Source organism: Allobosea sp. GW823-FHT02B03 (assembly GCF_058797755.1).
On record NZ_JBXAJY010000007.1, the window covers coordinates 215,575 to 232,513 of the forward strand.

General features: G+C 67.2%; 19 protein-coding genes. 8 read left to right on the top strand and 11 right to left on the bottom strand.

Annotated elements, in window-relative coordinates:
- Positions 1-6 precede the first annotated feature (6 nt).
- On the bottom strand, positions 7-483 hold the full coding sequence (locus AC1REK_RS23840; RefSeq protein ID WP_327523835.1) for a hypothetical protein: 477 nt from the start codon (positions 481-483) through the stop codon (positions 7-9).
- A 281-nt stretch (positions 484-764) separates the two neighbouring features.
- Between AC1REK_RS23840 and AC1REK_RS23845 the strand changes: the two genes are divergently transcribed.
- Positions 765-1,415, top strand: a complete 651-nt coding sequence (locus tag AC1REK_RS23845) for an invasion associated locus B family protein (protein ID WP_492269690.1) — start codon at positions 765-767, stop codon at positions 1,413-1,415.
- A 52-nt stretch (positions 1,416-1,467) separates the two neighbouring features.
- Here the strand turns inward: AC1REK_RS23845 and AC1REK_RS23850 are convergent, their stop codons facing one another.
- On the bottom strand, positions 1,468-2,172 hold the full coding sequence (locus tag AC1REK_RS23850; protein WP_316016259.1) for a glutathione S-transferase N-terminal domain-containing protein: 705 nt from the start codon (positions 2,170-2,172) through the stop codon (positions 1,468-1,470).
- A 314-nt stretch (positions 2,173-2,486) separates the two neighbouring features.
- Between AC1REK_RS23850 and AC1REK_RS23855 the strand changes: the two genes are divergently transcribed.
- A complete protein-coding gene (locus tag AC1REK_RS23855) occupies positions 2,487-3,590 on the top strand; it encodes an extensin-like domain-containing protein (RefSeq protein ID WP_327523837.1) in 1,104 nt (367 codons plus the stop codon).
- Between the two features lie 27 nt (positions 3,591-3,617).
- Here AC1REK_RS23855 and AC1REK_RS23860 read toward each other — a convergent pair whose 3' ends face one another.
- Positions 3,618-4,316 (bottom strand): alpha/beta hydrolase, encoded by a 699-nt coding sequence (locus AC1REK_RS23860; RefSeq protein ID WP_492269689.1) that lies wholly within the window; start codon positions 4,314-4,316, stop codon positions 3,618-3,620.
- Positions 4,317-4,456: 140 nt separating this feature from the next.
- Positions 4,457-5,401: a penicillin-insensitive murein endopeptidase gene (gene mepA / locus AC1REK_RS23865; protein ID WP_492269688.1), complete on the bottom strand. Its 945-nt coding sequence runs from the start codon at positions 5,399-5,401 to the stop codon at positions 4,457-4,459.
- 189 nt (positions 5,402-5,590) lie between these two features.
- On the opposite strand from mepA, the gene AC1REK_RS23870 reads away from it, so the two are divergent.
- On the top strand, positions 5,591-5,764 hold the full coding sequence (locus tag AC1REK_RS23870) for a DUF3309 family protein (RefSeq protein WP_492269687.1): 174 nt from the start codon (positions 5,591-5,593) through the stop codon (positions 5,762-5,764).
- A gap of 65 nt (positions 5,765-5,829) precedes the next feature.
- On the opposite strand, the gene lhpI is transcribed toward AC1REK_RS23870, so the two are convergent.
- The 6 genes from lhpI to rpsA all read right to left on the bottom strand — a co-directional run bounded on the left by lhpI (position 5,830) and on the right by rpsA (position 11,701).
- Entirely contained in the window at positions 5,830-6,774 is a 945-nt protein-coding gene (gene lhpI / locus AC1REK_RS23875) for a bifunctional Delta(1)-pyrroline-2-carboxylate/Delta(1)-piperideine-2-carboxylate reductase (RefSeq protein WP_492269686.1), read from the bottom strand.
- 8 nt (positions 6,775-6,782) lie between these two features.
- On the bottom strand, positions 6,783-7,118 hold the full coding sequence (locus AC1REK_RS23880; protein ID WP_066467433.1) for a lipopolysaccharide assembly protein LapA domain-containing protein: 336 nt from the start codon (positions 7,116-7,118) through the stop codon (positions 6,783-6,785).
- Between the two features lie 23 nt (positions 7,119-7,141).
- The gene (ihfB, locus tag AC1REK_RS23885) at positions 7,142-7,426 is read right to left on the bottom strand and encodes an integration host factor subunit beta (RefSeq protein WP_066467435.1); all 285 of its coding nucleotides are present in this window, start codon (positions 7,424-7,426) and stop codon (positions 7,142-7,144) included.
- 28 nt (positions 7,427-7,454) lie between these two features.
- Positions 7,455-8,423, bottom strand: a complete 969-nt coding sequence (sppA, locus tag AC1REK_RS23890; RefSeq protein WP_316016265.1) for a signal peptide peptidase SppA — start codon at positions 8,421-8,423, stop codon at positions 7,455-7,457.
- Between the two features lie 92 nt (positions 8,424-8,515).
- Entirely contained in the window at positions 8,516-9,805 is a 1,290-nt protein-coding gene (locus AC1REK_RS23895; RefSeq protein WP_492269685.1) for an Hsp70 family protein, read from the bottom strand.
- A 189-nt stretch (positions 9,806-9,994) separates the two neighbouring features.
- Positions 9,995-11,701 (bottom strand): 30S ribosomal protein S1, encoded by a 1,707-nt coding sequence (rpsA, locus tag AC1REK_RS23900; RefSeq protein WP_066467438.1) that lies wholly within the window; start codon positions 11,699-11,701, stop codon positions 9,995-9,997.
- 529 nt (positions 11,702-12,230) lie between these two features.
- Between rpsA and AC1REK_RS23905 the strand changes: the two genes are divergently transcribed.
- The 5 genes from AC1REK_RS23905 (at position 12,231) to AC1REK_RS23925 (ending at position 16,223) form a co-directional block, all read left to right on the top strand.
- Positions 12,231-12,737: a c-type cytochrome gene (locus tag AC1REK_RS23905; RefSeq protein ID WP_492269684.1), complete on the top strand. Its 507-nt coding sequence runs from the start codon at positions 12,231-12,233 to the stop codon at positions 12,735-12,737.
- 140 nt (positions 12,738-12,877) lie between these two features.
- Positions 12,878-13,885, top strand: a complete 1,008-nt coding sequence (locus AC1REK_RS23910; protein ID WP_492269683.1) for an LLM class flavin-dependent oxidoreductase — start codon at positions 12,878-12,880, stop codon at positions 13,883-13,885.
- A 140-nt stretch (positions 13,886-14,025) separates the two neighbouring features.
- Positions 14,026-14,583 (top strand): LemA family protein, encoded by a 558-nt coding sequence (locus AC1REK_RS23915; protein WP_316016269.1) that lies wholly within the window; start codon positions 14,026-14,028, stop codon positions 14,581-14,583.
- A 28-nt stretch (positions 14,584-14,611) separates the two neighbouring features.
- A complete protein-coding gene (locus tag AC1REK_RS23920) occupies positions 14,612-15,682 on the top strand; it encodes a M48 family metallopeptidase (RefSeq protein ID WP_492269682.1) in 1,071 nt (356 codons plus the stop codon).
- 142 nt (positions 15,683-15,824) lie between these two features.
- Positions 15,825-16,223: a M15 family metallopeptidase gene (locus AC1REK_RS23925; RefSeq protein WP_492269681.1), complete on the top strand. Its 399-nt coding sequence runs from the start codon at positions 15,825-15,827 to the stop codon at positions 16,221-16,223.
- Positions 16,224-16,247: 24 nt separating this feature from the next.
- Here the strand turns inward: AC1REK_RS23925 and AC1REK_RS23930 are convergent, their stop codons facing one another.
- Entirely contained in the window at positions 16,248-16,856 is a 609-nt protein-coding gene (locus tag AC1REK_RS23930) for a 2-hydroxychromene-2-carboxylate isomerase (RefSeq protein WP_327520494.1), read from the bottom strand.
- Between the last annotated feature and the right edge of the window lie 83 nt (positions 16,857-16,939).

Genomic DNA, 16,939 nt, shown 5'->3' on the forward strand with positions numbered 1-16,939 from the left:
CGCCGTTCAGCGGGCGGCGACCTCGACGAAATCGTCGCCATCCCAGCTCAGCCGCTTATGGCAGGGCTGGTAACCGGCAAGATCGCAATAGCCGCCATGCAGGCTGAGCTCGAGCACGGGCTTGCCTCTCGCCTGCTTGATCGACCAGGCGCGGACATTGTCGCCGTAGACCTGGCGATAGCCGCCCGCGCCCGACATGAAGATATCGAGTGTGCAGCCGCCGGAGCCGCAGAACCGGTTGACCTTGTTGCCTTCGCCACAGACCACCGCGCCGTAGTCCAGGAGATAGTCGGGCAGTCCGTCGCCATTCAGGTCCGCGACACTCTGGAAGCGCGGCTTGAAGCTGGCCTTGCCGTCGCATTGCTGCCGAAGCTCCTCCCGGACGGCGGTCACCTCTGCCGGGACCTCGGCACGCTGGGCCAAGGCCCCGCCGCCCGCCAGCAGCATCGCGGCGAGCGACAGAACGACGAAACGCAAGAGCATGGGAGACTCGGCCTGGGAGGGAAACGCCGTCACATGTTGCCCCGCGCCGTCGCGGAAACAAGTCGCCACGGGGAGTTGTCCGCAGGGCGAATGTCGCAGGCTGCCGGCTCAGTCACAGCCATTCGAAACGGCTGCAGAATCGCAAATGGGCAGCCTCAGATTAGAATTAATACAGTAAACATCCAATCCAACGGGCCGACAACCTAACCTCAAATCAGTGTTCGCGGTAGACAGCCACGTCCATTGCGCTAGAAGAGCGCGGCCGCTTCACGCGACCTTCCTTGCCGATCCCCGAAAACAAGTCCGACATCATGCGCAACGCCAGCACCACCTGCTCGACCGCCATTCTCGCCGCTGCCTTCGCCTTGCTGGCCGGCCCGACGCTTGCCCAGCAGCGCGAGCCGACCCGGCAGCCTGCCGCGCGGCCTGCGACCGCCCAGGCCGCCCCTGCGGTGAACCAGCCGAAGCCGGCCGCGGCGACGCTGCCGAACGGCGCCTCGGCGATCAACGAGGTCTATGGCGACTGGACGGTCGATTGCCGGATCACCGACGGGCAGAAGCTGTGCCTGCTGACCCAGACCCAGGGCGACAGCCGGACCAATCAGCGCGTCTTCGCGATCGAGCTACGCGCGCCGAAGGACGGCAAGGCCGAAGGCACGATCCTGATGCCGTTCGGCGTCAAGCTCGAGAACGGCGCCGTACTCAAGCTCGACGAGAAGGATCTCGGCCAGGGCCTGCGCTTTTCCACCTGCGTCCCGTCCGGCTGCCTCCTGCCGATCTCCTTCCCGACGGTCGCGACCGACGCGATGAAGGCCGGCAAGACGCTGACCGCCGCCGCGCTCAACCTCTCCAGCGGCGAGGTTATCAGCTTCAACATCCAGCTTAACGGCTTCGGCCCGGCGCTCGAGCGGATCGGTCAGCTCGGCGGCTGAACGCTCGCGAGACCGGGCCTGCGCTTTCGCGCCGGCCCGGCTTCGGCAGCAATCAGGGTCGCTTGGGGATCTCCAGACCACGCTGGACAGCCGGCCGCGCCAGGCCGCGCTCGAGCCAGGCCGGAACGCGCTTGAGCTTGTCATATTCGACGAGTTCGCCGGCGCCGTAGAAGCCGACGAGATTGCGGACCCAGCCCAGCGTCGCGATATCGGCGATGGTGTATTCGCTGCCCATCAGCCAGTCGCGGCCGGCCAGCCTGGTCTCGAGCACGCCGAGCAGGCGCTTGCTCTCATTGGCGTAGCGGTCGCGCGGGCGCTTATCCTCGTATTCGCGCCCGGCGAACTTATGGAAGAAGCCGAGCTGGCCGAAGATTGGGCCGATCGCGGCCATCTGGAAGAAGACCCATTGCAGCGTCTCGTAGCGCTCGGCCGGGTCCTTCGGCAGCAGCTTGCCGGTCTTCTCGGCGAGATAGACCAGGATCGCGCCGGATTCGAAGAGCGCCAGCGGCTTGCCGCCCGGACCGTCGGGATCGAGGATCGCCGGGATCTTGCCATTGGGATTGAGCGAGAGGAACTCCGGCGTCCAGGTCTCGTTCTGGCCGATATTGATCGTATGCGGCTCATAGGGCAGGCCGATTTCCTCGAGCATGATCGAGACCTTGACGCCGTTCGGCGTCGGCAGGGAGTAAAGCTGCAAGCGGTCGGGGTGCTGCGCCGGCCAGCGCAGCACGATCGGGAAGGCGGAGAGATCGAACATCAGCGGGAACCTCGGATGGCAAAAGGGTCGACAGGCGACCACGCTCGGGGAGGACGCCGCAGGGAGGTGTCGCGACGTTGTTACCAGCTTGGTTCGGCCGCAACAGCGGCGCAACCGTCATCACCGTGCAGAAATGCCAGCGCCTGCCGGCATGAACGAGAGCGCCGCACCCTCGTGGCGCCTGAGAGCTTGGTAAAGGCCGCAAACCGCCGATTAACTGGCGCTTAACGCCAGTGCCAAACTTAATCCGCCCGTGGCTTCCCGGCCGCAGCCGGTCAATAAACCGTTCATCCAACGCCTCGCATTTGATCGATATGCGTCGCGTTCATCTCGCCCTCCTCGCGCTTGGCGCCATCGGTGTCGGACTTGCCGGCTGCGGCAAGTTCCAGAAGCCCCAGCGCGCCGCCTGGCGGGACCAGGCGGAAGCCCAGTGCCTGGCCTCCCGCCAGGTGCAGTTCTCCTCCTATGTCAGCCTGCGCGAGAAGCCGATCGACGGGCCCGGCACCTGCGGCATGGAAAGGCCGCTCAAGGTCTCGGCCTTCAGCAATGGCGGCATCGGCCTGACCAGCAATGCGACGCTCGCCTGCCCGATCGTCGCGACCACCGACAAATGGCTGGCCGAGGTGGTGCAGCCGGCGGCCCAGAACGTGCTCGGCGCGCAGGTGATCGAGCTTCGGGCCGGCTCCTATTCCTGCCGCGCGATGAACAACGGCTCCGGCACGCGGCGGACCTCCGAACACGCCTTCGGCAACGCCGTCGACGTGTTCTCCTTCCGGCTGAACGACGGCCGCAACATCACCGTCAAGGATGGCTGGCGCGGCTCGCCCGAGGAGCAGGCCTTCCTGCGCGAGGTCTTCGTCGGCGCCTGCCAGATGTACTCGACCGTGCTCGGCCCCGGCGCCGACGCCTTCCACTACGACCATTTCCATATCGACCTGGCGCGCCACTCCAAGGGCCGGCAGATCTGCAAGCCGGCGATCAAGTACGAGCCGAACTACAACCTCCCGCCGCCCGACCCGGCGCGCAGCGTCGCGCTCGCGCCGGCTGCCCCGCAGCCACGCTATGAGGGCCTGCCGGCACAGCTGGCGACCCGGCCGGCTCCGGCGCCAGGCGGATTGCGCCCGCCAGGCGGCATCGGCCACGGCACCTATGCGATGGCCGGTCCGGGCCTCAGCGCGCCCCGCTACAATACGCCCCAGCCGCAGACCTATCGCCCGGAGCCGACGCCGAGCGAGCAGCGCGGGCCGCTGATGCTGCCGGGCTCCGTGCCGCCGACCGAAGAGCTGATCCTCGGCGACGAGGAGGGCAATGGCATCCTCGACGAGATGCAGCAGGGCGAAGGCGAGGCGGGGATCACCCCGCAGAACGACCCGTTCGCCTACCGCCCCGGCCAACAGACAGGCTCGATCAGGCGCTAGCGCACCCAGGGCCGGTCATGCGGGGCGTCAGCCCTGCGCGACCTCCTTCGCCGCCTCGTCGATCAGCGCCGCGACCTCGACCGGCCGCGAGGCGAGCGAAGCGTGGCTGGCGTCGAGCGTGAGGATCCGGCGCGGCTTCATCCGCTCGGCCATGCGCTTCTGATTGTCGGGATGGATCATCCGGTCCTGGCTGGAAAGCTGGTACCAGCTCGGCTTCTTCTTCCAGGCCGGTGCGGTGACGGCATCGCCGAAGGTGCTGGCCAGCGGCGCCTTCTGGCCGACGGCCATGACCAGTGCCTCGTCGGCCGAGAGGTCCGGGCAGAAGCTCTCACGGTATTTGTCGAACTTGATCCAGAGATAGCCGTCGCTGTCCGGCGCCAGATTGGGGAAGGCCGCGGGCGGGAGCGCCTGGCTGATCCCGCCGGGGCTCTCGCCGGCATCGGGCGCGAAGGCCGCGATGTAGACCAGACCGACGACATTGGGCAGGTCGCCCGCTTCGGTGATGACCGCACCGCCATAGGAGTGGCCGACGAGCAGCACCTGCCCGGGCTGCTGCTTCACCATCTTGCGGGTCCGCTCGGCATCCTCGGCGAGCGAGGTCAGCGGCATCTCGACCGCCCGCAGATCAGTATAGCCCTTGCGGGACAGCTCCAGGATCACCTTGCCCCAATGGGCCGCTCCGCCCCAGAATCCATGGACGAGGACGATCGTCGGCTTGACGCTCATTGCTTCCTCCCTCTCGCTGGCTGACGGCTCAGGCTAGGCGCAAATGCGGGCACTGGCCATGGGACGCAGCAAGGCGCGCAATAGCCTCCCTGCTCCCGCCAGCTCAGGGACGAGCTTGAAATTGGAGCCTTCCGTGCGCCTCAGCGCGAGACCAGCACCTGCCGGCATTCCTGCGGCAGCGCGTCGAGCGACATGGGCGGCTTGGGTTTCGGCTTCGGGCCGGGCTTCGGCTTGGGCGGATTGAAGATCGCCTGATGTTGGCGCTCGATCCAGCCGGAGAGCTCCTCGCCGCAGCCATCCCCGAAATTCGGCGGCTCCTGGCCCGAGCAGCCTTCGACACCCGGCGGGCAGCTCATCCTGATGTGGAAGTGGTAGTTGTGCCCCCAGATCGGCCTGACCTTGTTCAGCCAGCTCCGATCCGAACCGGCTTCGCGGCAGAGCGCGACCTTCAGCGCCGAGTTGACGAAGATGCGCTCGACCCGCGGCTCGCTGGCGGCGGCCTTGATCAGCCGGGTATGCGCCGGCGTCCAGTTCTTCGGGTCGACGTCGCGCCAGTCCGCACGGGCCATGTTGACCGCCGGCATGTTCTCCAGATCGTCGGCATCGAGGCGCTTCCTCGGCATCGGCGTCAGCCAGATATCCGCATCGAGGCCGATCTGGTGCGAGGCATGGCCGGTCAGCATCGGTCCGCCCCGGGCCTGGGAGATGTCGCCGACCAGAAGCCCGGCCCAGCCGGTGATCTTGGGCACGTCACGAGCGAATTTTTCGAGATAGTTGATTAGCTCCGGGTGGCCCCAATTGCGATTGCGGGCCCGGCGCATCACCTGCCAGTTCTCGCCCTCGGGGACCAGAGCCTTGCCGCCGGCGAGGCAGCCGCGGGCATAGGAGCCGATGGCGCGCGCCCTCATCGCCGCGGCAGGCGTCGTGACCTGGCCGAAATGGGCGCGCGCCGCATCCGGGAAGGCGGCGATATTGGCGGCACGGCGCCTGGCCTCGTCCTCGGCAGTGGACTGGGCGTGCGCGGCGCCAGCCATGAGAGCGACCGGCAGCAGAATCAGGAGGGCGAGACGACAGAAGCGTGACATCGAAGCAGACTCGCAAGCTCCGCCAGGAAAGGTCAAGCGCGCTACGAGCGAACGAGGGCAGCGAGACAGGAACGACCCGGCGCCCTGCCCCGGCAGCCGAAGACGGAACTTCCGCCGGCCGCCTGACGTTCTTCGGATGCGCTCCCGTCGATCGGCGACGGTGCCGCGCTGACCCGAAGGAGGCGCATCATGTCCACCGTCCTGATCATCGTGCTGCTGATCATCCTGCTCGGCGGCGGCGGCTATTACGGCCATCACAGCTATGGTGGCGCCGGAGTTGGCGGCGTCGTCGGGCTGGTACTGGCGATCGTTCTCGTGCTCTGGCTGCTCGGGGCGCTCGGCGGCGCGCCGGTGCGCGTCTAGGCGTCAGCGAAGCTAAGGTTCGCGGAAGGCGCAGCTCGCCTTCCGCCGTGATGCCGGCGTAGCGCTCAGTTGGCGAGCTGCCAGACCAGAATCGCAGCAGCGAGATCCTCGAGCGCCGTCCCGACCGACTTGAACAGCGTGACGTCGTCGCGCTCGGCGGCGGTATCGTACTCACTGCGGCAGAGCCCGGCCAGCGTGCCGGCCACCTTGCTCGCCTCATAGGTTCCGGACTTGATCGCGACGGCGACATCGCCGCCCTCATGCAGGGCCGCTTCGGTATCGACGAAGACATGGGCGCGCTGCAGCGCCTCGTCATCGGCCTCGCGCATTGACATGTTGAAGGCGCCGACCAGATCGAGATGGGCGGTGCGCTTCAGCCAGCGTCCCTGGACGATCGGCTCGCGCGAGAGCGTGGCGCAGGAGATCAGGTCGGCCTGGCGTGCTTCCGCTTCGAGGTCCTCGGCGACCCGCGCCTCGATGCCGTCCGCCGCCAGCTCGGCGACGACCTCGGCGGCCGCCTCCGGGCGGCGGGCCCAGATCGCGACATCCTCGAAATGCCGGACGCTGCGATGCGCCTTGATCAGGAAGGGCGAGAGCGCACCGGCTCCGACCATCAGCATCCGCTTGCTGTCCGGCCGCTCCAGCATGCGCGAGGCGAGCGCCGAAGCCGCCGCCGTACGCCACAAGGTCAGACGCGTGCCGTCGAGCGCTGCCAGCGGCTGCCCGGTGGCGCCGTCCATCAGGAGATAAGTGCCCATCACGCTGGGCACGCCCTTGGCCGCGTTGCCCGGATAGACCGTCGCGACCTTGGTGCCGACATAAGCCGGAACGACCTCCGGCCCGGTCCAGGCCGGCATCAACAGCAAGGTCCCGTCGGTATCGGGACGCGCGATCTCGTGGTGGTGGCGGGTCGGAGTTACGACATCGCCGCGAAAGGCGGCACCCAGGGCATCGACGAGCGCAGGAAAGGTGAGCAGGCCGTCGATCTCGGCGGCGGAGAAGAAACGCATGAGGAGATTCAGACTCGGCTGGTCAGCGCGGGCAGCGCGGAATCGGGGACGGCCGCACGCAGGGACTGTGCCTCGCCGCGCAGCTTCTCGGCCTCGCGCCTATTGATGCGGGCGGCCTTGCGGTGCTTGCCCTGGGCGAGCCAGGAGGCGCAGCCGCCGATCAGCACGCCGAGAGCGATAGCAGCCAGGATGACGGCGAAAAGCGGCAGATCGAAAGCGAGGACGGGCGCGTCACGGCTGATCGGATCGAAGGAAACGCGCACCGGCGCACGGTTCGCGACCGAGAACAGGACGATCAGCAGCGCCACCGGGACAAGCACGAGCGCCTTGAAGAAAGCCTTCATTCGGTACCTCCGGAATCCGCTGCTCAGGCCTTGCCGTTCAGCCGCAGGCGCAGTTCCTTGCCGGTCTTGAACACCGGCACGAGCTTCTCGTCGACCTCGACGGAATCGCCGGTGCGCGGGTTGCGGCCGACCCTGGCCTCGCGCTGCTTGGTCGAGAAGGCGCCGAAGCCGCGCAGCTCGACCCGGTCGCCGCGTGCCAGTGCCTTGACGATCTCGTCGAGGATCGAGCCGACGATATTCTCGATGTCGCGCTGATACAAATGGGTGTTGCGCTCGGCAATGCGCTGGACGAGTTCAGATTTTATCATGGCGCCAATATAACCGCTTGTAAGATCGTCACTTTTCGCCGGCAGGCTGCCAGAGCGCCAAAGGCGCGTCAAGCCGCAGGCCGACAGGTTGCTCGGCGGCGCGGGCGATCAGCACGGCCAGGCTTTCCAGCCCCGCCGCGCGCGCCAGCGCTTCGCCCGCACTCCAGATTCCGAAGGAGGAACTTTCGCTGCGGCGGCGCCAGTCGCGCACCGGCAGGGACTTGCCGACGCCCTTCTCGCGCTCGAGCCAGGCAATGGCCTCGCTTTCACCGCCGATCTCGTCGACCAGCTTCAGACCGACTGCCTGGCGGCCGGAATGGACGCGGCCATCGGAGACCGCGGCGAGCTCGGGATCGTTCAGGTGGCGGCGGTCGCGCACCAGCCGCTTGAACCAGTCGTAATTGTCTTCGACCACGCGGCGGAGCGCGGCGATCGCCTCCGGCGAAGCCGGCTCGAAAGCGTTGGGCGCCGCCTTGAGCGGGCTCGACTTCACCTCCTCGACCTTGACGCCGATCGTATCCATCAGCTTGGAGAGGTTGGGAAACTGGAAGAGCACGCCGATCGAGCCGACGAGCGAAGTCTGGCGGGCGACGATGCGGTCGCTGCCGAGCGCGACGATGTAGCCGCCCGAGGCGGCGAGCCCATCGACCACGGCGACAACCGGCTTCTTGGCGGCGAGCTTGCGCACCGCCTCATGCACGGCTTCCGAGCCGGTGGTGGTACCGCCGGGGCTGTCGATCCTGAGCATCACCGCGCTGGCGCGGCTGTCCTCGAGCGACTTGATCAGGTCGAGGGTGCGCCTGTCGCCGGAGATGAAGCCGGAAATGGTGACGCGGGCGATATGAGCCTGGGCAGTGCTGCCGGGCAGGCGTCCGCTCCAGGCGAGCGCGGCGCCGACGAGCATGACGACGACACCCGCCAGCGCCAGCAGGCGCCAGAGCGAAAGCTTGCGCCTCAGGCTGCGGCGGTCGGCGAGCAGATCGGCATCAGTCGACATGTCGGCGGCTCCGGTAGGCAAGGCCAGTGGTGTAGCCGCGCCATGGCAAGCGGGCAAGGCAGCAAATGCCGCACAAGCCGCCGGGGATCGGTTCAGGCGGCGATCTCGGCACGCTCTCGGTCGAGCGCCAGAAGGGCGAGCCCGCTCGCGACCGAACGGAAGGCATCGCCGATATGGATGCGCTGCGCCCCGAAGCGACGGTCGAACAGAGCCCTCACCGCCGGCACGTGCGAGGTGCCGCCGGTCATGAATACGGCCTCGATGCTGCCGGCCTCGATCCCCGCCTTGGCGAGGGCCTCGTCGAGCGCCTGTTCGATGGCCGCGACATCGTCGGCGATCCAGCCCTCGAAGGCGGCGCGGGTGACGGTGCGATCGATCTCGACGCCCATCTGGCTGAAGCTCAGCCTCGTCTCGTCCTGGCTCGACAGAGCGATCTTGGTGGCGGAGACGGCGCGATAGAGCTCGTAGCCGAGATCGTATTCGATCACGGTCATCAGGTCCTCGAGCCGGCCCGGCTCGACCGCGTCGCGGATCAGCGCCTTGAGCTCGGCCATGGTCTCGCGGCTCTTCATCAGCGAGAGCCGGTGCCATTGCGCGAAGGCGGCGTGGTAGTGCGCGGGGATCGGCAGGCGCTTGCCGAAGGACAGGTAGTCCGTGCCCTTGCCGAGCCGCGGCGAGACGGCGTGCTCGATGATGCGGTAGTCGAAAGTGTCTCCGGCGACGCCGACGCCGGAATGGGAGAGCGGGATCGCCTCGAGGCGCCCGGTTCCGCCCGGCTCGAAGCGCATCACCGAGAAGTCGCTGGTGCCGCCGCCGAAATCGGCGACCAGCATGGTCTGCGCCTGCTTCAGCTCGCGGGCATACCAGTAGGCGGCGCCGAGCGGCTCGTAGGCGAAGTCGACGCGCGGCATGCCGGCCTTGGCATAGGCGGCCGAGAGGCGGCCGAGCGCCAGCTCCTCGTCCGGGCGCTCGCCGGCGAAGACGACCGGGCGGCCGGAGATCAGCGGGCGTTCGGCGAGCCCGTCGAGCCCGGCCGAGAGGTCGGACAGAAAGACCGCGATCAGGTCCTCGAGCTTGAAGAGCTTGCCGAAGAGCCTGGTCTCCTGGAAGGCGCGGCTGGAGAGATGGGTCTTCAGCGACTGCAGGAAGCGATGCTCGGTGGTCATGCCGAGCGCCATGTCGAGGGCGTCCGGGCCGCTGACATGGGCGACATGGGTCTTGGGCGGCCGACCCTCCCGCCAGAACATCAGGGCCGAGCGATAGGCATCGACCGCGCCCTGCTTCGTCGCGAAGCTGCGGGTCGAGACGCTGCCATCGGCGCGCGCGAGCGCGACCACGCTGTTGGTGGTGCCGAAATCGATGCCGATCGCCGCGTGGTCCATGCCCGTCTCCTGCTCATCTCGTCATGGTCGGGCTTGCCCCGGCCGTCTCGGAAACCTGTGTTCTCTGGTCCCGAGATTCTCGGATCGACGCTTCGCCCGAGAATGACGAGCGCGGCCGAAACAAAAGCCCGCGCGGATTTCTCCGCGCGGGCCGGTGGTCTGGTCAGGCCGCGAGACGCGGCCTGAAGATCACTTCTTGTCGGTGCTGGCCTTCTTGAGGGCCGCGCCGAGGATGTCGCCGAGCGAGGCGCCGGAATCGGCGGAGCCGTACTGGGCCATCGCCTCCTTCTCCTCGGCCATTTCCAGCGCCTTGATCGAGACCTGGATCTTGCGGGCCTTCTTGTCGAAGAGGATGACGCGGGCGTCGACCTTCTCGCCGGCCGCGAAGCGCTCGGGGCGCTGCTCGGCACGATCACGCGCGATTTCGGCGCGCTTGATGAAGGTGGTCATGTCCGTGCCGGCGATCTTGACGTCGAGACCGCCTTCCTTGACGTCGATGATCTCGCAGGTCACGACCTGGCCCTTCTTGAACTCGCCGGCATCCACGAAGGGATCGCCGCCAAGCTGCTTCAGGCCGAGCGAGATGCGCTCCTTCTCGACGTCGACATCGAGAACGACAGCCTGGAGCATGTCGCCCTTCTTGTACTCCTCGATCACCTGCTCGCCCGGACGGTTCCAGTCCAGGTCCGACAGATGGATCATGCCGTCGATGTCGCCTTCCAGGCCCAGGAACAGGCCGAACTCGGTCTTGTTCTTGACCTCGCCCTCGACCACCGAACCGGACGGATGCTGCTCGGCGAAGACCTCCCACGGATTGCGGAGGGTCTGCTTGAGGCCGAGCGAAATGCGGCGCTTGACCTGGTCGACCTCGAGGATCGCGACGTCGACTTCCTGGGAGGTCGAGACGATCTTGCCGGGGTGGACGTTCTTCTTGGTCCAGGACATCTCGGAGACGTGGATGAGGCCTTCGATGCCCGGCTCCACTTCGACGAACGCGCCGTAGTCCGTGATGTTGGTGACGCGGCCCTTGAGGCGCGCACCGACCGGGTAGCGCGCCGCGATGCCATCCCACGGATCGGCAAGCAGCTGCTTGATGCCGAGCGAGATGCGGTGCGTCTCCTGGTTGATCTTGATGATCTTGACCTTGACCGACTGGCCGATGGTCACGACCTCGGACGGATGGTTGACGCGACGCCAGGCCATGTCGGTGACATGGAGCAGGCCGTCAATGCCGCCGAGATCGACGAACGCACCGTATTCGGTGATGTTCTTGACGACGCCGTCGATGACCTGGCCTTCTTCGAGCGAGGCGACGAGCTCGGAGCGAGCCTCGGCGCGGGTCTCTTCGAGAACGGTGCGGCGCGAGACGACAATGTTGCCGCGGCGACGATCCATCTTGAGGATCTCGAAGGGCTGCGGCTGGCCCATCAGCGGGCCGACGTCGCGGATCGGGCGGATGTCGACCTGCGAACGCGGCAGGAAGGCGACGGCGCCGTCGAGATCGACGGTGTAGCCACCCTTGACCGTGTTGAAGATGTTGCCCATGACCTTCTCACGGGCCTCGAACGCCTTCTCGAGCTTGACCCAGCTCTCTTCACGGCGGGCCTTGTCGCGCGAGATGACGGCTTCGCCGAGCGCGTTCTCGATCCGATCGAGATAGACCTCGACCTCGTCGCCGACCTTCAGCTCCTGGTCGCGACCAGGGCCGGTGAATTCCTTCAGGGCGACGCGACCTTCGGTCTTCAGACCGACGTCGATGATCGCCATGTCCTTCTCAATGGCAACGACCTTGCCCTTGATGACGGTACCTTCGAGGGCCTCGTTCCGGGTGAACGATTCCTCGAGCAGAGCGGCGAAATCCTCGCGGCCCGCGTGATAGCTTTCGACAGCTGACATGTATGCTCCTGAACGCCGGCCGCGTATCCCGCGGATGTCCGGCTGGGCGCCGTTTGGGTTGGTGCTGCACGCCGGATCGGGCCAAATGGCGCTCCGTTGCCGGAGCTTGCCGTCCCGCAGGACGGCGGCGCCAGGCCACAGGGGCCGATCCGCATCCGAGAGACGCGCGCCAAACACAAAACGGGAGCCGGCCGGTGGCCGCCCCCGGCTGTGATCGATCACGGCCCTTCGGACGAGGCGGATGTAATCGATCCCCGCCCCTGCGACAAGGGCAAAAGGGCAGCTCTACCCGCCGGATGGCTGGAATCCGGCCGCCGGAGCCGCCTTACCGCAGAAGGGGTACCTCTTCCGGACCGGCCGGCCAGATTGCCGCAACGTCACCACCGTGCCAGAAAAGCCGCGACGCCGTGGCCGCGCCGAGCCGCCCCCGCGCCCCTGCCCTGCCTCCCGCTGCCGCGTAGCCCGTCCAGGGACAGTCGCGCTTCGAGATCGGCTGCACCTGTCCGATGCCGGAAAGGAACCATCCGCGATGCAAAGCCCGCTGCCCCTCCTGGCCCTGGCCGGCGCCGCCCTGCTTTCGACTTCGCTCGCCGAGGCCCAGACGACCGCGCCGCGCGAACGCGTCAAGCGCGGCGAATATCTCGCCGCGATCATGGATTGCGGAGGCTGCCACACGCCGGGCGTCTTCCTTGGCAAGCCCGACATGGCGCGCAAATTCGCGGGATCTGAGGTCGGCTTCAAGATCCCCGGGCTCGGAACCTTCTTTCCGCCGAACCTGACGCCCGATCGCGAGACCGGGCTCGGCGCCTGGAGCGAGCAGGACATCATCAAGGCGGTACGCACGGGCGTCAGGCCCGATGGGCGCATGCTGGCCCCGGCCATGCCCTATGGCAGCTATGGCAAGCTGAACGATGCCGACGCCCTGGCGCTGGCGAGCTACTTCAAGAGCCTGCCACCGGTCCGCCATGCCCCGCCCGTGCTCTCGGGTCCGACCGAAACGCCGAAAGGCCCCTTTTTGACGGTCGTGGCGCCCTGAACGGAACACCGACCTGAGCGCGAGCCCCTCGCGGGGCGCCGGGCGAGCATGCGCCGCGCCGGACTTGTACCGCGCCGCCATGGGGCCAATCTGGAGGGCGAATGCCGGCTGCGCCGGCGCCTTTCCAAGGGATCAGCCGCATGCTTCCCCTCTCCATTCTCGATCTTGCCTTCATCACCGAGGGCGCGACGGCGGCCGACGCGCTGCACAATAGCCGCGATCTCGCGCGCCACGCCGAAAGGCTCGGCTACACCCGGTTCTGGCTGGCCGAGCACCACAACATGACCGGCATCGCCAGCGCCGCGACCTCGGTCGCGATCGGCTATGTCGCCGAAGGCACTTCGACGATCCGCGTCGGCGCCGGCGGCATCATGCTGCCGAACCACTCGCCGCTGGTGATCGCCGAACAGTTCGGCACGCTCGAGGCGCTCTATCCCGGCCGCATCGATCTTGGCCTCGGACGCGCACCCGGCACCGACCAGCGCACCTGGCGGGCGCTGCGGCGCGAGGCCGACTCGGCGGAGCGCTTCCCGCAGGATGTGCTCGAACTCCAGGCCCTGCTCGGCCCGCTCCAGCCGGACCAGGTGATCCAGGCGGTACCCGGCACCAACAGCAACGTCCCGCTCTGGATCCTGGGCTCCAGCCTGTTCGGCTCGCAGCTCGCGGCGGTACTCGGTCTGCCTTATGCCTTCGCCTCGCATTTCTCGCCGGACGCGCTGATGGATGCGCTCGCCGTCTATCGCGAACGCTTCCAGCCCTCGGCCCAGCTCGACAAGCCCCATGCCATGGTCGGCTGCAACGTCGTCGTCGCCGAAACCGAGGCCGAGGCGCAGCGCCTGTTCACCTCGGTGCAGCAGCGCTTCACCGACATGCTGCGCAACCGGCGCGGCCTGCTGCCGCGGCCGATCGACGACATCGAGACCTACTGGTCAGGCCCGGAGAAGGCGCAGGCGCAGCGCATGCTGGCCTGCTCCTTCGTCGGCTCGCGCGACAGCGTGCGGTCGCAATTGCAGGCCTTCATCGAGAAGACCAAGGCGGACGAATTGATCGTCGCCTCGGCGATCTTCGACCATGCCGCCCGCAAGCGCTCCTACGAGATGCTCGCCGAAATCCAGCCGCAGCTCGGGCTGGCGGCTGTCCCGGCCTAGCAGGCCGGGACACGGCGCCGGCACGGCGAATTGGCCTCAGATACGATCAATAGGTCGCCCGCAGAGCCGGGCGACAGCTTCCCCTGCGTCGGCCTTCATGCGAGGTTGCGGCAACTGTGCCTGCGCCAGAGGAGAACGCCATGGGTTGGGCCGTCCTGGGACTGATCGTCGTCGTCGTGGTCTATCTGATCATGACCTATAACGGCCTCGTGGCGATGCGGCAGCGCGTCAACCAGGCCTTCGCCGACATCGACGTGCAGCTGAAGCAGCGGCACGACCTGATCCCCAATCTGGTCGAGACGGTGAAGGGCTATGCCAGCCACGAGAAGGAAACCTTCGACGCGGTGATCAAGGCGCGCAACCAGGCCCAGGCCGCGACCGGCCCGCACGATCAGGCCGTCGCCGAACAGCAGCTGACCGGCGCCGTCGGCCGGCTGCTCGCGCTCGGCGAGGCCTATCCCGACCTCAAGGCGAGCGCCAATTTCCAGCAGCTCCAGCAGGACCTCGGCAATGTCGAGGACAAGCTGGCGGCGGCGCGGCGCTTCTTCAACAATGCGGTCGGCGAGTTCAATGCCGCGATCCAGGCCTTCCCGGCGGTGTTCTTCGCGCCGCAGATGGGCTTCACCCCGCGCGAGTTCTTCGATGTCGGCGAAGAGACGCGGGCGCAGATCGAAGTCGCGCCAACCGTAAAGTTCTGACACGCCGCGCGAGCGCGGAGCCGCTGCGATGCCGGGGGAAGCTTTCGGGCTCTATACCCACCAGCGCAACAACCGGATCAGGTCGAATTTCCTGCTCGTCGGGCTGTTCCTGCTGGTCTACCTGACCGTCTGGGGCCTGTTGCTGGTCGCCTACGGCTATGGCGGCGTGCCCCGTGGCCGCAGCGCCTTCAGCGAGGCCGGACGAACCTTCCTGTCCTGGCTGCCGGTGATCACGCTCGCCACGGTCGCCTGGATCTTCATCGGCTTCAGGATCAATGTCGCGCTCATCGGCGCAGTCTCCGGCGCCAAGGGGATCAGCCGCGAGGAGAACCCCAAGCTCTACCGGATGCTGGAGAATCTCTGCATCTCGCGCGGCATGGTGACGCCGAAGCTCGCGATCATCCAGAGCGACGCCCTCAACGCCTTCGCCAGCGGCGTCAACGACAAGCAGTTCACGGTGACGCTGACCACCGGGCTGATCGAGCAGCTCAACGACGCCGAGCTCGAAGCGGTGATCGCGCATGAGCTCACCCATATCCGCAATGGCGACGTCCGGCTGATGGTGATCGCGATCGTCATCGCCGGCGTGATCTCCTTCGTCGGCGAGGTGATGTTCCGTGGCCTCACACGGCGCAGCATCCGCTATTCCTCGTCCTCAGACGACAAGAAGGGCAACGGCATCGCGATCCTGATCGGCATCGCCGTGATCGCGATCTCCTGGTTCCTGGCCATCGTGGTCCGGCTGTCGCTGTCGCGGGCGCGCGAATATCTCGCCGATGCCGGCGCGGTCGAGCTCACCAAGAACCCCGACGCGATGATCTCGGCCCTGCTCAAGATCTCCGGCCGCGCCGATATCGAGGGCGTGCCCTCGGGCGTGATGGACATGTGCTTCGAGAACGACCCGGACGATTTCGCCGATCTGTTCTCGACCCATCCCTCGGTGACCAAGCGGGTGCAGGCGCTGGTGCAGACGGCCGGCGGGCGGATGCCGCTCGAAGCGCCGCTCGGCCCGCCCAAGGTCGCCGAGCGCCAGCCTCTGCCCGAGATCGCCGAGACCTCGGCCTCGCATGGGCCGTGGGGCCGCAAGCCCCCGGGCTGACACTGCAATCCTCAAGTCGCCACCCCGCTCTGACGGCGCAGCTTCGACCGCGGGTAGCTCGGATTGCTTTATACAATCTTAAGTTGCGTACAGTAAAAATTACACGCATTGATAAGGGCGCTCGCTAACCCACGAGGCGCCCATGAAACTCAATGAGAGGTCCGAGAAAAATCTGGTCGGCGTTCATCCCGACCTGGAGAAGGTGGTTCGGAAAGCGGCGGAGCTGACCGCCGTCTCCTTCATCGTCACCGAAGGCGTACGCACCCTGGAACGGCAGCGGCAGCTCGTCGCCAAGGGCGCGGCCCAGACCCTGAGATCCCGCCACATACCTGAGAATAATCAATCTCGAATGAGCTGCGCGGTGGATCTTGCCGCTGTCGTCGGCGGACAGGTGCGATGGGACTGGCCGCTATACGAGCGCCTCGCCGTGGCGATGAAGATGGCGGCTCAAGCCGTCGGCGTTCCGCTGGAATGGGGCGGCGATTGGCGCAGCTTCAAGGACGGGCCGCATTTCCAGTTGCCCTGGCAGACCTATCCCTGAGCGAAGGATAGCGCACGGGCGCGCTCAGCGCCCGTCGCGGGCCCAGTCGAGCGCTTCCTCGAGCCGGTCGTCGCCCCAGAACAATTCGCCATCGCCGGTGACGAAGGTCGGCGCGCCGAAGATGCCGAGCGATTTTGCGAGCTCGGTCTCGGCCTTGAGCCGGCCCTTGACCTCCTCGCTGCGCGAAAGCGGGAAAGCGGCCGAGGCATCGGCGCCGGCCTCGCGCAGGGCCGTGGTCAACACCGCCTCCTCCGCAATGTTGCGGCCTTCGCAAAACTGGGCCCGGAACAGTGCCTTGGTGAAGCCAGGCATCCAGCCGGCCTCGCGGCCGGCGAGCGCGAGGCGCGCGGCGATCAGCGAGTTCTGCGGGAAGATTTCGGGACGTACGATGGCCAGCCCGGAGCGGCCGGCGCGGCGCGCCACGTCGCGCCACATATAGCGTCCCTTGTTGGGGTAGAGATTGAAGGGCGAGCTGGTCCAGCCCTGCGCGGCGAAGATCGGAGCGAGAAGAAAGGGGCGCCAGCGCAGATCGACCCCCGCCGCCTCGGCGGCAGCCTCGATTCGCAGGGCAGTCAGGCAGGAATAGGTCGAGGCGAACTCATACCAGAAATCCAGAACAGGACGTTTCGTCATCAGCCCCCCCGGCGGAACGAAGTCGGGTCCCGCCACATCCATAACATGATCCGCCGGCCTGGCCCCCAGGCCGGCTGTACGCT

What these genes read in the sequence shown, in the direction of transcription:
- AC1REK_RS23840 (WP_327523835.1), bottom strand. Translation starts at nt 483, where the DNA reads ATGCTCTTGCGTTTCGTCGTTCTGTCGCTCGCCGCGATGCTGCTGGCG.
- AC1REK_RS23850 (WP_316016259.1), bottom strand. Translation starts at nt 2,172, where the DNA reads ATGTTCGATCTCTCCGCCTTCCCGATCGTGCTGCGCTGGCCGGCGCAG.
- AC1REK_RS23855 (WP_327523837.1), top strand. Translation starts at nt 2,487, where the DNA reads ATGCGTCGCGTTCATCTCGCCCTCCTCGCGCTTGGCGCCATCGGTGTC.
- AC1REK_RS23860 (WP_492269689.1), bottom strand. Translation starts at nt 4,316, where the DNA reads ATGAGCGTCAAGCCGACGATCGTCCTCGTCCATGGATTCTGGGGCGGA.
- mepA (WP_492269688.1), bottom strand. Translation starts at nt 5,401, where the DNA reads ATGTCACGCTTCTGTCGTCTCGCCCTCCTGATTCTGCTGCCGGTCGCT.
- AC1REK_RS23870 (WP_492269687.1), top strand. Translation starts at nt 5,591, where the DNA reads ATGTCCACCGTCCTGATCATCGTGCTGCTGATCATCCTGCTCGGCGGC.
- lhpI (WP_492269686.1), bottom strand. Translation starts at nt 6,774, where the DNA reads ATGCGTTTCTTCTCCGCCGCCGAGATCGACGGCCTGCTCACCTTTCCT.
- AC1REK_RS23880 (WP_066467433.1), bottom strand. Translation starts at nt 7,118, where the DNA reads ATGAAGGCTTTCTTCAAGGCGCTCGTGCTTGTCCCGGTGGCGCTGCTG.
- ihfB (WP_066467435.1), bottom strand. Translation starts at nt 7,426, where the DNA reads ATGATAAAATCTGAACTCGTCCAGCGCATTGCCGAGCGCAACACCCAT.
- sppA (WP_316016265.1), bottom strand. Translation starts at nt 8,423, where the DNA reads ATGTCGACTGATGCCGATCTGCTCGCCGACCGCCGCAGCCTGAGGCGC.
- AC1REK_RS23895 (WP_492269685.1), bottom strand. Translation starts at nt 9,805, where the DNA reads ATGGACCACGCGGCGATCGGCATCGATTTCGGCACCACCAACAGCGTG.
- rpsA (WP_066467438.1), bottom strand. Translation starts at nt 11,701, where the DNA reads ATGTCAGCTGTCGAAAGCTATCACGCGGGCCGCGAGGATTTCGCCGCT.
- AC1REK_RS23905 (WP_492269684.1), top strand. Translation starts at nt 12,231, where the DNA reads ATGCAAAGCCCGCTGCCCCTCCTGGCCCTGGCCGGCGCCGCCCTGCTT.
- AC1REK_RS23910 (WP_492269683.1), top strand. Translation starts at nt 12,878, where the DNA reads ATGCTTCCCCTCTCCATTCTCGATCTTGCCTTCATCACCGAGGGCGCG.
- AC1REK_RS23915 (WP_316016269.1), top strand. Translation starts at nt 14,026, where the DNA reads ATGGGTTGGGCCGTCCTGGGACTGATCGTCGTCGTCGTGGTCTATCTG.
- AC1REK_RS23920 (WP_492269682.1), top strand. Translation starts at nt 14,612, where the DNA reads ATGCCGGGGGAAGCTTTCGGGCTCTATACCCACCAGCGCAACAACCGG.
- AC1REK_RS23925 (WP_492269681.1), top strand. Translation starts at nt 15,825, where the DNA reads ATGAAACTCAATGAGAGGTCCGAGAAAAATCTGGTCGGCGTTCATCCC.
- AC1REK_RS23930 (WP_327520494.1), bottom strand. Translation starts at nt 16,856, where the DNA reads ATGACGAAACGTCCTGTTCTGGATTTCTGGTATGAGTTCGCCTCGACC.